The sequence below is a fragment of the Pseudomonas mendocina genome, from assembly GCF_900636545.1.
GTDB lineage: Bacteria > Pseudomonadota > Gammaproteobacteria > Pseudomonadales > Pseudomonadaceae > Aquipseudomonas > Aquipseudomonas mendocina.
On sequence record NZ_LR134290.1, the window covers coordinates 1,939,944 to 1,953,965 of the forward strand.

8 protein-coding genes and 1 tRNA gene are annotated in these 14,022 nt (G+C 61.6%); 7 read left to right on the top strand and 2 right to left on the bottom strand.

Annotated features, from left to right (window positions below; translation table 11 throughout):
- Window positions 1–92: 92 nt before the first annotated feature.
- From EL191_RS09035 to EL191_RS09045, 3 genes are all read left to right on the top strand, one after another.
- Entirely contained in the window at window positions 93–3,560 is a 3,468-nt protein-coding gene (locus EL191_RS09035) for an indolepyruvate ferredoxin oxidoreductase family protein (RefSeq protein ID WP_041978254.1), read from the top strand.
- 73 nt (window positions 3,561–3,633) lie between these two features.
- The gene (locus tag EL191_RS09040) at window positions 3,634–4,746 is read left to right on the top strand and encodes a Leu/Phe/Val dehydrogenase (RefSeq protein WP_041978257.1); all 1,113 of its coding nucleotides are present in this window, start codon (window positions 3,634–3,636) and stop codon (window positions 4,744–4,746) included.
- Window positions 4,747–4,821: 75 nt separating this feature from the next.
- Window positions 4,822–4,896, top strand: a tRNA-Arg gene (locus EL191_RS09045).
- An 85-nt stretch (window positions 4,897–4,981) separates the two neighbouring features.
- Here the strand turns inward: EL191_RS09045 and EL191_RS09050 are convergent.
- Window positions 4,982–6,679: an ABC transporter ATP-binding protein/permease gene (locus EL191_RS09050; protein ID WP_041978259.1), complete on the bottom strand. Its 1,698-nt coding sequence runs from the start codon at window positions 6,677–6,679 to the stop codon at window positions 4,982–4,984.
- Window positions 6,680–6,911: 232 nt separating this feature from the next.
- Here EL191_RS09050 and fhuF point away from each other — a divergent pair, with 232 nt between their 5' ends.
- Window positions 6,912–7,562, top strand: a complete 651-nt coding sequence (gene fhuF, locus EL191_RS09055) for a siderophore-iron reductase FhuF (RefSeq protein WP_041978261.1) — start codon at window positions 6,912–6,914, stop codon at window positions 7,560–7,562.
- A gap of 2 nt (window positions 7,563–7,564) precedes the next feature.
- Here the strand turns inward: fhuF and EL191_RS09060 are convergent, their stop codons facing one another.
- The gene (locus EL191_RS09060) at window positions 7,565–9,199 is read right to left on the bottom strand and encodes a cyclic peptide export ABC transporter (protein WP_041978264.1); all 1,635 of its coding nucleotides are present in this window, start codon (window positions 9,197–9,199) and stop codon (window positions 7,565–7,567) included.
- A 201-nt stretch (window positions 9,200–9,400) separates the two neighbouring features.
- Between EL191_RS09060 and EL191_RS09065 the strand changes: the two genes are divergently transcribed.
- The 3 genes from EL191_RS09065 (at window position 9,401) to EL191_RS09075 (ending at window position 13,980) form a co-directional block, all read left to right on the top strand.
- Window positions 9,401–11,482 carry a TonB-dependent receptor gene (locus EL191_RS09065; RefSeq protein ID WP_041978266.1) on the top strand — a complete coding sequence of 694 codons (2,082 nt, stop codon included), beginning with the start codon at window positions 9,401–9,403 and terminating at the stop codon, window positions 11,480–11,482.
- A 344-nt stretch (window positions 11,483–11,826) separates the two neighbouring features.
- Window positions 11,827–12,303, top strand: a complete 477-nt coding sequence (locus tag EL191_RS09070) for a sigma-70 family RNA polymerase sigma factor (protein WP_232005518.1) — start codon at window positions 11,827–11,829, stop codon at window positions 12,301–12,303.
- Entirely contained in the window at window positions 12,304–13,980 is a 1,677-nt protein-coding gene (locus EL191_RS09075; RefSeq protein WP_041978271.1) for a multidrug ABC transporter permease/ATP-binding protein, read from the top strand. It abuts the gene before it with no gap.
- Window positions 13,981–14,022: the final 42 nt, after the last annotated feature.

Below are 14,022 nucleotides of genomic sequence, written 5' to 3' on the forward strand. Positions count from 1 at the left end.
AAATCCGTCGCAGTGATCCTGCGGCAGGACTCAACGGAGCGTGTCTACCGTCGCGCTCCCTGTGCTCGCCATAAAAATAAAAGGAGCGCTCCATGTCACTGGCCGAAATCCGCCTGGATGACAAATACCGCCTCGCCACGGGTCACCTCTACCTGACCGGCACCCAGGCGCTCACTCGCCTGCCCATGCTGCAGAAGCAGCGTGATGCCGCCTTCGGACTCAATACCGCCTGCTTCATCTCCGGCTATCGCGGCTCGCCCCTGGGCGGTCTGGACAAGAGCCTGTGGGATGCGCGCGAGTACCTCAAGGAAAATCACATCCACTTCCAGCCCGGCGTCAACGAAGAGCTGGGCGCCACAGCGGTGTGGGGTAGCCAGCAGGCCAACCTGTTCCCCGGCGCCCGCTACGACGGCGTGTTCGCCATGTGGTACGGCAAGGGGCCAGGTGTTGACCGCAGCGGCGATGTGTTCAAGCACGGCAACTCGGCCGGTGTCTCCAAGCATGGTGGTGTGCTGCTGCTGGCCGGCGACGACCACGGCTGCAAGTCCTCGACCATTGCCCATCAGAGCGAGCACGCGTTTATCGCCGCGTCGATTCCGGTACTCAACCCGGCCAACGTCCAGGAAGTGCTGGACTACGGCATCATCGGCTGGGAGCTGTCGCGCTACAGCGGCTGCTGGGTGGCACTGAAGACCATTGCTGAGAACGTCGATTCCTCGGCCGTGGTGGACGTCGACCCGCTGCGTATCCAGGTGAAGATTCCCGAGGATTTCCAGCTGCCGGAAGACGGTGTGCACATCCGCTGGCCCGATCCGCCCCTGGCCCAGGAGAAACGCCTCAACGTCTACAAGATCTACGCCGCACGCGCCTTCGCCCTGGCCAACAACCTCAACCAGGTCAAGCTCGATTCGCCCAACCCGCGTCTGGGCATCATCACCACCGGCAAGTCCTACCTGGATGTGCGTCAGGCATTGGATGACCTCGGTCTGGACGAGGCGTTGTGCGCCCAGGTCGGCTTGCGCGTGCTCAAGGTCGGCATGAGCTGGCCGCTGGAACCGGTTTCGGTGCACCAGTTCGCCGAAGGCCTGGACGAAATCCTGGTGGTGGAAGAGAAGCGCAGCATCATCGAAGACCAGTTGACCGGCCAGCTCTACAACTGGCCGGTCGGCAAACGCCCGCGGGTGGTCGGCGAGTTCGACGAAGAGGGTAATTCGTTGCTGCCCAACCTCGGCGAGTTGACCCCAGCGATGATCGCCCGGGTGATCGCCAAGCGCCTGGCGCCGATCTACAGCAGCCCTACCATCGAAGAGCGACTGGCCTTCCTCGATGCCAAGGAAAAGGCACTGGCCGCGCCCAAGCACAAGACGGCGCGCACCCCGCATTTCTGCTCCGGCTGCCCGCACAACAGTTCGACCAAGGTGCCCGAAGGCAGCCGCGCTCTTGGTGGCATCGGCTGCCATTACATGACCCAGTGGATGGATCGCAGCACCGACACCTTCACCCAGATGGGTGGCGAGGGCGCTACCTGGATCGGCCAGGCGCCATTCACCGATACGCCGCACGTGTTCCAGAACCTGGGCGACGGCACCTACTTCCACTCCGGCCACCTGGCCCTGCGTGCCGCCGTGGCCTCCGGGGTCAACATCACCTACAAGATTCTCTACAACGACGCGGTGGCCATGACTGGTGGCCAGCCCATCGACGGCGAGCTGCGTATCGACCAGCTCAGCCAGCAGGTGCATGCCGAGGGTGTCAAGCGCATCGCCCTGGTCAGTGACGAGCCGGACAAGTACCCGACCCGCGCAACCTTCGCACCCGGCGTGACCTTCCATCACCGCCGCGAACTGGATGCCGTGCAGCGCGAGTTGCGCGAGTTCAAGGGCGTTTCGGTGATTCTCTACGACCAGACCTGCGCCACCGAGAAACGCCGTCGGCGCAAGCGCGGCAAGATGGTCGATCCGGCCAAGCGCGCCTTCATCAACCCGGCGGTGTGCGAAGGCTGCGGTGATTGCAGCGTGAAATCCAACTGTCTGTCGGTGCTGCCGCTGGAGACCGAACTGGGGCGCAAGCGCGAGATCGACCAGAGCGCCTGCAACAAGGACTTCAGCTGCCTGGAGGGCTTCTGCCCGAGTTTCGTCACCGTGCACGGCGGCAGCCTGCGCAAGCCCGAGGCCGTTGGCCTCGGTGCGCTGTTCATCGCCCTGCCGGAGCCCAAACAACCGGCTCTGAGCCGGCCCTGGAACATCCTCCTGCCCGGCGTCGGCGGCAGTGGCGTGACCACCGTCGGTGCGCTGCTGGGCATGGCCGCGCACATCGAAGGCAAGGGCTGCACCGTGCTCGACCAGGCTGGGCTGGCGCAGAAGTTCGGCCCGGTGATCACCCACATCCGCATCGCCGCGCGGCAGAGCGACATCTACGCGGTGCGTATCGCCGCCGGGGAAACCGATCTGCTGCTGGGCTGCGACCTGGTGGTGTCGTCCAGTGAAGAGGCTCTGGCCAAGCTCAACGACAAGATCGCCCATGCGGTGATCAACAGTCATGAGGCGGCCACCGCCGAGTTCACCCGCAACCCGGACGCCCAGGTGCCTGGCGCGGCCATGCGCGAAGCGATCAGCGAGGCAGTGGGCGATGGCAAGACCCGCTTCGTCGACGCTACCCGCCTGGCCACTCGCCTGCTCGGCGACAGCATCGCCACCAACCTGTTCATGCTCGGCTATGCATACCAAAAGGGACTGGTGCCGGTATCGGCGGAGGCGATCAACAAGGCCATCGAACTCAATGGCGTGGCCATCGAGCTAAACCAGCAGGCGTTCCTCTGGGGGCGTCGTGCTGCGCATGATCTGGCTGCGGTGGAGAAAGTCGCTGCACCCAAGGTGGTCGAGGCGCCACATTGCAGCACGCTGGAGGAAATCGTCGCCGATCGCGTGCAGCGCCTGACCGCCTACCAAAACGCCGCCTATGCCGAGCGCTACCGCGAACTGGTCGAGCGCGTGCGCAAGGCCGACACCGATGCCGAGCAGCGCCTGAGCAAGGCCGTCGCGCGTTATTACTTCAAGCTGCTGGCCTACAAGGACGAGTACGAAGTGGCGCGGCTTTACAGCGATGCAACCTTCCGCAAGCAGCTCGAAGCCCAGTTCGAAGGCGATTACCGCTTGCAGTTCCATCTGGCGCCGAGCTGGCTGAGCAAGCCGGATGCCGTTACCGGCGAACCGCGCAAGCGCAGTTTCGGCCCCTGGATGCTCAAGGCGTTCGCCGTACTGGCACGCTTCAAGTTCCTGCGTGGCAGCCTGTTCGATCCGTTCGGCCACAGCGCCGAGCGTCGTCTGGAGCGCGAGCTGATCGAGGAGTACGAGGCCAACGTGGCCTACCTGCTCGCCGAGCTCAATGCCGGCAACTACCGCACCGCGGTGGCGCTGGCCGAGATTCCCGAGCAGATCCGCGGCTACGGTCACGTCAAGGAAGCGGCGCTGGCCAAGGCGCGCGAACAGGCGACGCAGCTCAAGGCGCGCCTGACCGTCAGCGAAATCGCCGCGGTGCAGTTGTTCGAACCGGCAGCCTGAGCTGCAAACCCATCCCCTTTGCCACCCTCTCCCACGCGGGAGAGGGGCAGCCTTTTACATCCGAGGTAACCCGATGTCCGTCTTCACTCACGTCGACTTCGACCACCACGAACAGGTGGTCTACGGCCACGACAATGCCAGCGGCCTGAAAGCCATCATCGCCATTCACGACAGCACCCTCGGCCCTGCACTGGGTGGCTGCCGCATGTGGAACTACGCGACGGACGAGGAGGCGCTGCGCGATGTGCTGCGCCTGTCGCGCGGTATGACCTACAAATCGGCGCTGGCCCGCTTGCCGCTCGGTGGCGGCAAGGCGGTGATCATCGGCGACCCGCACACCGGCAAGAGCGAGGCGCTGTTCCAGGCCATGGGCGATTTCGTCGACAGCCTGGGCGGCCGATACATCACGGCGGCGGACTCCGGTACCGGCGTGGCCGAGATGCGCATCATGGCCGAGCGCACCCGCCACGTGTCCGGCGCCGGGCAGCGCGAAGCTTTCGGTGGTGGCAACCGTGACGGAGATCCGTCGCCCTCGACCGCCTACGGCGTATTTATCGGCATTCAGGCAGCGGTGGCGCATCGCCTGGGACGTCAGAACCTGTCCGGCGTGCGTGTGGCCATCCAGGGTGTCGGTCAGGTCGGCTTCGGTCTGGCCAAACTGCTCAAGGAGGCCGGTGCGCAACTGTGGGTGACGGATATCGTCGAGGCCAACGTGCAGCGCGCAGTCAGCCAGCTGGGCGCTACCGCGGTTGGCCAGCACGAGATCTATCGCCTCGATGTGGACGTGTTCGCCCCCTGCGCGCTAGGCGCGATCATCAACCTGCAAACGCTGGAAGCCCTGCGTGCGCCGATCATCGCCGGTGCGGCCAACAACCAGTTGGCCGACGCCAGCCTGGCCGAGCTGCTGCGTCGCCGTGAGTGCCTGTATGCACCAGACTACGCGATCAATGCCGGCGGCATCATCGATGTCTGCTACGAGCGCACCGGCGGCAGTGCGGCTGAACTCAAGGCGCATATCGAAGGCATTGGCCCGACTCTGACGGAGATCTTCCAGCGTGCCGAGCGCGAGGGTGAGACCACCACCGCGATTGCCGACCGTATGGCCCTGGAGCGCTTGCGCGGTGGTCTGCAGTCGGTGCGTGCGACAACGGCCAGCAAGGTCGTCTCTCAGGGTTGGCAGCGCTAGGAAGTGAGCGGTGGCGACATGACAAATGCGTGCGCCGCCGCTAAGATGCGGCCCGGCCGTTGCCAATACGGCCGTGTCCCCTTAGTTCAACGGATAGAATAAGCCCCTCCTAAGGGCTAGATGCTGGTTCGATTCCAGCAGGGGACGCCATCGACTCAGTAACCACAAAGCCGGCTCTTGCAGCCGGTTTTGTGTTGATGGCCTCCTGTCTGTTAGCCGGATGCGTTTGGCCGGTTCAGGCGTATTCCAATTCCTGGTCCGAGCGTTGCGCGGGTAGCAGATCCAGAGTGCGAGTGTGCAGGGCTTCCAGCGAGGCACGATGGCCGACGCTGATGACGATGGCGTCCGGTAAGGCATGGCGCAGTTGTGTGTAGCAGCGCCTTTCGCTTTTTTCATCCAGTGCCGAACTGCTTTCATCGAGGAACAGTATCCGAGGGCGTAACAGCAGTGCGCGTACGAAGGCGCAGCGCTGTTGTTCACCGATGCTCAGCGTCTGTGACCAGTCGAGCTCGTCATCCAACCGTGCGCTCAGGTGATCGAGTTCGCATTGTTGCATCACCTCCAGCAGTCGCGGATCGTCTTGCGGGTGTGGCGCTGAGGGATACCAGAGCATATCGCGCAGGGTGCCAAGGGGCAGATAGGGTTTCTGCGCCAAGGTAAGGGTGTTGCCCAGGTCGTAGCGTGCCACGCCGCTGGCATGGCTCCATATACCGGTTAGCGCTCGGATCAGAGTCGACTTGCCGAAGCCAGACGGTGCTCGGATCAGCAGGCTATCTCCGGGCTGCAGGCGCAGGTCGAAGTCAGTGAGCAGCGTCTGGCCATCCGGCAGCCAGAGCGACAGCCCGGTAGCTTCGAAGCCTTCGCTGTCGTGCTCAAGGCGGACGCCGCGTTCGTCAGCAACCTGATCCAGGCGTCGCTGGAAACCGATCAGGCGATCGACTACCGCTTTCCACTCGGCCACCTCGGGGAACACCTTGACCAGATAGGCCATGGCTTCATGCACCTCGCCAAACGCCGCGCTGAGCTGCGTCAGGCGGCCAAGAGGAAAGGCGCCAGCGAAGAATTGCGGGGCCATGATGAACATGGGGATGATCATGGCGCTGCGCATGTAGAAGGTGGAGTAACCGAGCACGATTTTTTGTTGCTTCACCAGGGCCCAGAAGTTCTCCAGCGCTGCGCTCAGGCGCTGGCTGAAACGGGCATGCTCTTCGCTTTCGCCCCGATACTGGGCCACGGCCTCGGCATTTTCGCGCAGGCGCATCATGGCGAAGCGAAAGTCCGCTTCGCGGCGTTGCTGGATGAAGTTCAGGCGCGGCAACGTGCGCCCTAGCCAGAAGGCGCCGCCGGTGCCGAGGATTGAGTAGAGCAGGGCGGCCCATACCAACAGGCCGGGAATTATCAATATCTCGCCGGCGAAGGGGATTTTCACCAGGCTCGAGGCCTGCCAGAGGATGTGCAAGAAGGAGAACAACGAAACCAGAGCTGTCATCAGGCCCAGGCTGAGCTTCAGCGACAGGGTAATGAGCAGGTTGATGTCATCGGCGATGCGCTGGTCGGGGTTGTCGGTCTCCGGCACCCCGAGCTGCAGCTTGAGGTAGCGATGGCGCTGCAGCCACTGCTGCAAGGTGTTCTCGGTGGCCCAGCGGCGCCAACGCAGGGTTAGCTTCTGCTGGAAGTGGAAGGCAGCCACCGTGAACGTGGCCAGGCCCAGTTGCAGGAAGAGGAACTGTACGCCGCCGATCAGGAAGGCGTCGTAGTCGAGTGCCTGCAGGGCGTTGTAGAAGTGCAGGTTCCAGAAGTTGTACAGCAGGTTGACCCCGACCAGGCACAGGTTCATCAGGATCGTGCCGAACAGCAGCAGGAAGGCAGGGCGTTTTTCCGCAGATGACCAGAACGGCCGGGCGAGCAACCAGAAATCACGTAATGTCTGCATGTGGCCTCGAGTTGCCCGGCGTGAAACGCGTTGAGTTTATAGAGGGGCGCCTATACCATCAACGCTAATCGTTCTCATCATTTTTGACCCGCAGCGGTGGAGGCCAGCCATCGAATTTCCGGACTGGCTGTGCCTAGCATGGCCACCCATCCAGCGTGTGATACAGGTAGAGCGCCAGGGGCTGGCGTCGGTCGCGTTGCCTGATTTGGCTGAAACGAGCGTGTTGCATCCCATGCTCGAACGCTTTGCCGAACTCTATCCTGGTATCAAGCGCCCTCCAGTCGCCTCTCAATGGTCGATGAATTACCTCAGCTTGATGTTGCCGGCCATGCTGGCAGCTGTATTGACGCGCGAGCGAGGCATTGCCTTCTGGGAGCATGAGGTCGCGTTGCTGCATGACGCCGGCCAGCCACGCGCGTTGTGGTTGCCGACGCTACCACTCTCGCTTGCTGCCGAGCAGCACGATGACTATTGGGCGCGCCTGCTGCATGAGCATTTGGAGCCATTGTTCGCCAGCATTGCAGCCTGGGGTGGATTGGCACCGAAGGTACTCTGGGGCAACTTTGCCGCCATCTGGGATGGCGCCTTCGCCCGCATTGACGCCAAGCTGGAGCGTGAAGGTTTCGCCGAGGCCCACCGCTGGCTGGAGCGGGCGGTGGTAGCCGACGGTCGTATAAAACCGAGAAGTCTGCAATGGATGGTCGACTCACCGGCGCCCGAGATCTGCGCGCGTATTCCCCTGCGCCGTCATTGCTGCCTGCATTACCAGTTGCATGCCCCGGTACCCGATCAGCCGCAGGTGCTGTGCGAGTCCTGCCCGAAGCTGCATCGCCTGCCCGAGGCGGAGCAGGCAGGTTACTTGCGGTTGATTTATCAGCAGTGAATTTAACTGGTCTCAACAGCTTTATCCGAGTCCGCCTCTAAGACAGTTCCGTGATCCACCTTGATCAGCCGGTCGGCGAGCTGGAAGTAGGCATCGTCGTGCGAAATGACGATCACCAGTTTTCCACGCTGGCGCAGATCCGGAAGGATCTTGGTGTAGAAGAAGCGCTTGAACACCGGGTCCTGATCCGCTGCCCATTCATCGAACAGGTAGCAGGGGCGGTCGTCGAGGTAGGCAGCCAGAAGGGCCAGGCGCTTGCGTTGACCGGTGGAGAGATCCAGTGTGGACAAACGGCCGCCATCGATATTGACCTTGTGCGCCAGTTGCAGATGCGCCAGGTAGTCACGGGCCTGCTGCATGAGTTGCGGGTCATCGCTGTCGAGCATGTGCTCGAATAGACAGAAGTCGGTGAATATCGCCGAGAAGTGCTGGCGGTAGAGCTGGTTCTGGGTGCTTGAAGACACCTGGCCGTCGAGCAGCAGGTCGCCGCCTTCGGGCTGGTACAACCCAGTCAGCAGCAGGGCAAGGGTGGTCTTGCCGCTGCCATTGCCGCCAGTGATGAAGACCACCTCGCCCGCCCGCAGGTCGAGGTCGAACGGGCCGAGGGTGAAGCGGCCATCCTCGCCTTCACGGTAGTAGGTATGGCGCACCTCACGACAGCTCAGCGAGCGCACATGACGTGCCGGCACCAGGCCGGCGCCTGGCGTGTCGGCCACTTCCAGTTGCCCTTCGAGGACGCCGATCTTGCGCAGTGAGACGCTGGCCCTGCCCAGGCCAGGCAGGGCGTTCATCAGTTCCGACAGCGGCGTAATCATGTATAGCAGGGTGAGGATGTAGCCGGTCACCAGCGTCGCGCTGAGCTCGATGAACTGCGGGGCGACGAACAGCACCGTGCCGATCAGCAGGTAGAAAATGCCATTGCCCCAGTTGAGCACCAGGGCGTAGATGCTCATTCCGCGCACGAAGTCGCGGCGGTACTGCTGGCTGATAGGGTAGAGCAGGCGTTCGAAGAACTGCAGGCGTCGCGCGTGGTTGAGTTGCAGTTCCTTGCTGCCGTCGGTGAGTAAGCGGTACTGGTCGAACAACTGATCCTTCAGTTCACGTGCCTTGCCGATCGAGCTCAGTGCCTTGCGCTGTGGCCAATGGAAGCTGGCCGCGCCGAGCACGATCAGCACTGCAGTGAGTCCCAGCAGTGGCAAGCTGAGCCAGCCCAGGTAGCCCAGGCAGGCTAGAACGATGCCGCTGTTGACCAGCAGGGTGGGCATCAGCTCGACGGCCTGGCTGATGGTCTGCGTGTCGTCGGTGAGCATCGCCAGCAGACGATGCTTACCCAGGTGTTGCAGGCGTGGATAGTGCGTGTCGATCAGCTTGCTGCTCAGATGCAGACGCATGTCGCTGACCGCAGTCTGCCCCAGGCGTAGCAGGCTGATGTCGGAGAGAATACGTGCAACCACCACCAAAACGACCAGGCCGGCGAACAGCAGTCCATCGGACGGGCGCAAGTGGCTGAAGTCGGCCAGGGAATGGTTGATGTTAGCGATCAGGCCGGCCGCCGCGAGGCCACAGGCCAGGCCGGTGAGAGTCGCGATCAGCAGGCTGCGCCAGGAGCGTCGTGCCAGTAGCAGTAACAAATCCATTCCGTTGATCATCCAGATCGTTGAGCGAGGCTGGGCAGAATGCTGTGCTTGGCTATAAAAGCAAATCATTCTTGTAAAGAATGCAAATTGTGTTGAAATGATAGCGATTTGTATTCCGGCGCTTTGTCGGGATTGGGGGAGGTTGGAGCATGTCGTTGCGGCCTTCAGGAACCAAATAAGACCCATGAGAACCAGGGCTCGATGATCATATTCAAGAAGAACACGTTGGCATTGGCTGTCGCGTCCAGTCTGATGACTGTGACTGCCGCGATGGCAGCTGAAGAACCCGGTGCAAAGAAGGCGCTGGAGTTGAAGGAAGTGGTGGTTACTGGAGAAAAGATCGAGCGCAGCCAGGACAAGACGCTGTCCAGTGTTGCCGTGGTGACCAGCGAAGACATTCGAGCTCATGGCGATCAGGATCTCCAGAATGTCTTGGACCGCACTCCAGGTATCTACGCTCAGTCGGGTAATGAGAACTGGGGAATTCGCGGGATTCCGGTTAGCGGTTTCGATGATCAAGGCCCGGCTGCCATGAATGGCGCGGTCTCGGTCTATGTCGACGACGCCCTGCAAGTCAATCGCCTGCTTACTCACAATCCGATGCTGCTTTGGGATATGGAGCAGGTGGAGGTTTACCGTGGCGCCCAGTCGACCACCCAGGGGCGTAACTCGCTGGCTGGTGCCATCATCATGAAAAGCAAGGATCCGACCTTCGATCCCGAGTTTTCGGTGAGCAGCAATGCTGGCAAGTACGGAGAGCGTGGTACCTCTGCCATGGCCAACGGCACACTGATCGACGGCCTCGTCGCTGGCCGTCTGGCAGTCGACTATCAGACCTCCGATGGCTACATCGAAAATGAATTCCTGGACATGGACGCCAACCAGCTGCGCTCGTCCAACATCCGCGGCAAGTTCCTTATCCTGCCGTCCGATGACATGGATCTGCTGTTGACCTTTGCCCGCACCAAGCAGCGCAGTGGCCTCAATGCCGTGGCCGCGGTTAATGGCAAACCAGACTATTACAGCGTTTACGAGAACACCGAAACCTACAACACGCTTGCTCAGAACACCGCAACGGCCAAGCTGGACTACCGTCTGGATGATTTCTGGACTCTGACCAGCGTGACGTCGGGAACCTGGTCGAAGTACGACTCCATTCTCGACTTCGATCGCATTACCACGCTCACTCAAACCGCCCCTCGCCATCATGAGCAGACCTTGGGTAGCCAGGAGCTACGGCTGGGTTACAGCTCTGAAAAAGTCAGTGGAGTCATGGGGGCTTACCTGGGGCGCTTGAAAGGCGAAATCGACGATCAGTTGGTCAACAACGGCACGGTTTTGCTTAACCAGAAGGGTGAAACCAAGATCAATAGCCATGCTCTTTTTGGCGAGCTCAATTGGGAGTTCGTCGACGACTGGCAGTTGATTACGGGCCTGCGCTGGGATCATGAGAAGAACGACACCAAGATCGACTATCCAGTTCGCATAGTCGCTGCGCCTGATCCCGTTGCGGATGAAAGCATCAGTTCCAGTGTGTTACTGCCGAAGATCGGTATCAGCCATGATCTCACCGAGAACCAAGTCGTCGGTTTGACCTGGCAGCGCGGTTACCGCAGTGGTGGTGTCAACGTGCGTGCCAGAGCTCGGCACGAGGCTTACGATCCTGAATTCACCAGCACTTACGAGCTTGCCTGGCGCGGTAACTGGCTGGATCGCCGTTTGCGCACCAGCCTCAACCTCTATCACACAAGCTGGAAGGATCAGCAGGTATCGTTCCTGAACATTGCGGATGGGACTACCCAGGTCACCAACGCGGCTGACAGCCGCATGATCGGCATGGAGTTTTCTGCCGAGTACCTGCTGACACCGCAACTGTTGGTCAATGCCGGCTTTGCATACAACGATACCAAGTACAAGTCGTTCATCCGCGACGGTGTAGATCTAAGCGGGTATGAGTTCATCTATGCACCGAAGAAAATGGCCAATCTGGGAGCCAACTACACCTTCGATAGCGGGCTGATGATTGGCGGCGACATCGTTTACCAAGGGCGCAGCATCTCGAATTTCGATATCAATGGTGCGCGAGAGGTTACGAATGTACGTCGCAACGACAGCGTCGCACTGGTGAATCTGAATGCTGAATATCCCATGGGTAACCTGACGCTCAGTGGCTATGTGCGAAATCTGTTCGATGAGCAATACATCACCAACAATCAGGGTGACGACCTGCTCGACGTCGGTGCGCCTATGACCCTGGGTGTGGCGGCTCGTTACGACTTCTAGATGTTGCCGGGCGGTGGCGATGCTGCCGCCCGAAACGGACTGGTCGATGCGTTTGTTTCGACTGGTGTGGAGGCATTGAGCACATATCTGGCTGGTGTCTCATGCAATCAGTCCATGGCCTCTCGCTATTATTGCAATGAGAAGTGTTTGCATTCAGGATTGGCGCTCCTTGCCAAGAGCGTGACCTCCACATGGAATGTTCTCAACAGTCATTGCCGGCCTCAGGCCGGAGAGGTTTTCGACCGTCTTTTGCTAATGCCCCTGCCTATGACCGTGCTGCTACGGTCATTGATCGCACGGCTCTACTGGCTGCCTATCAGGCCCAGCGCCATTCGCTGCTCAATTTGGCGACACGGGTACTGGGGTGTCGTAGTCGAGCCGAGGATGTCCTGCAGGATGCCTTTCTCAAATTGTGGGAGGGCAGCCTCAACCTCTCACGCGTGGAGGCTCCCGAGCGTTATCTGAGTCGACTGGTGCGCAACCTGGCCATCGATCATCTGCGCCGCCTGCAACTGGAGCAGCGCTACGGTGCCGCCGCCGAGCTGGCCGATCTTCAGCCTTCGGAAATTTCCCCAGAGCAGACCGTAGGCGGGCAGCAGGCCGTGCGCCAGCTGCTCGATGCGCTGGCCGAGCTGAGCCCGCGCATGCGCCGGGTGTTCAAGCTCAGTCAGCTCGATGGCTTTACCCAGCGCGAGGTGGCGACTCAACTGGGGGCGTCGCCGGCGCTCATCAATCTGATACTGCGCGATACCCTAGGGCATTGCCGTGTTCGACTCGACGGGCAGTGTTCACGCAACTGCCCCTTGGCCAAGAGGTTCTGAATGAAGCTGCTGCGTTTGGTTTTCCACGAATATCGCTGGTCCATCGCGCTGGTGCTGGGGCTCAGCCTGGGCAGCGCATTGCTCAGCGTGGCGGTGATTGCCTTCATCAATCAGCGCATGCTCACACCGGCGAGCAGTCCGGGAGTAGCGCTGGGGCAGTTCGTCGCCTTGCTGGCCTTGCTGTTGGTGCTGGCCTCGGCCGCGCAGCTGTCGCTGACGGCGCTGGGACATCGTTTCGTCTATCGCATGCGCAGGGCGCTGGTGAAACGGGTGCTGGATACGAGTATCGAGCGCCTGGAGATCATCGGTGGCTCCAATATCATCGCCAGTCTGTCCAGCGACATCCGCAACATCACCCTGGCCTTCGTGCATCTGCCCGAACTGATCTACGGAAGCGTGCTGACGCTGGCGGCATTTGCCTATCTGGCCTGGCTGTCGCCGGGGCTGTTCGTTACCACGCTTTTGTGGATGAGCTTCACCCTCGGCGTTGGCTGGTTGCTGGTCGGGCGGCTCAATCATCACCTGCGCATGCTGCGTGAGTCCGAGGATCGTCTCTACGGTGACTACCAGGCAGTGATCGATGGACGCAAGGAACTGACCCTCAACCGCGACCGTGCACAGCGCCTTTACGAGGACGAGTTCGACCTCAGCGCGCGCGCCTATCGCGATCACGTGACCCTGGCCGACCGTTACCACGGCCTTGCCAGCAACTGGGCCAACATCATGGTGCTGGGCACCATCGGCCTGGTGTTCTACCTGGCCAACGGCCTGGGTTGGGCGTCCACGGCGGTGGCGTCGACCTATGCGCTGACCATTCTGTTCATGCGCACTCCATTGGTTTCGGCGGTGGCGGCGATCCCGACGCAGATAGCCGGGCGCGTGGCGTTGGACAAGGTCGAGTCGCTGGCGCTGGCACCGCATGTGGAGGCGTTCGAGCATCCGGCCGACCCCTTGAGTGGCCAGTGGCGGGTGCTGGAACTGCATGAGGTGGAGTATCGCTACCCGGCACAGGACGGTGAGCCCGGCTTCGACGTGGGCCCGGTCAGCCTGCGCCTTGAGCGCGGCGAAACGGTGTTTCTGGTCGGCGGCAACGGCAGCGGCAAGTCGACTCTGGCGCGTCTGCTGACGGGCCTGTACATCCCGCAGCGCGGTGAGATCCGTATCGATGGTCGGGGGCTCGGGCCGCAGGAGTGGCCGGCCTACCGTCAGCTATTCGCATCTGTGTTCACCGACTACCACCTGTTCTCGCAGCTGCTTGGCCCGCACGGCGTGGCGGCATCGGATGAAGAACTCGATCACTGGTTGGGCAGTTTGCACATCCGCCACAAGGTGCAGGTGGCGGCGGGGCGCCTGCGTGACACACGTCTGTCCGCCGGTCAGCGCAAGCGCCTGGCCCTGCTGCTGGCACTGCTCGAAGCGCGCGACATCCTGCTCCTCGACGAATGGGCCGCCGACCAGGATCCGCTGTTCCGCCAGGTTTTCTACCGCGAGCTGTTGCCGCAGTTGAAAGCCGCCGGCAAGACCGTATTCGCCATCAGTCACGACGATCACTACTTCGACCAAGCCGACCGTCTGCTGAAGATGGATGGCGGGCAACTGCATGAATTGCAGGGTGAGCATCGCGCCAGGGCCAGTCGCAACGCGCTGTTGGAGATCGGTGGCGCCGCCCATTCCTGAGCATTGATTGGCATCGTTGCGCCCGCATCATGCGGGCGCAGT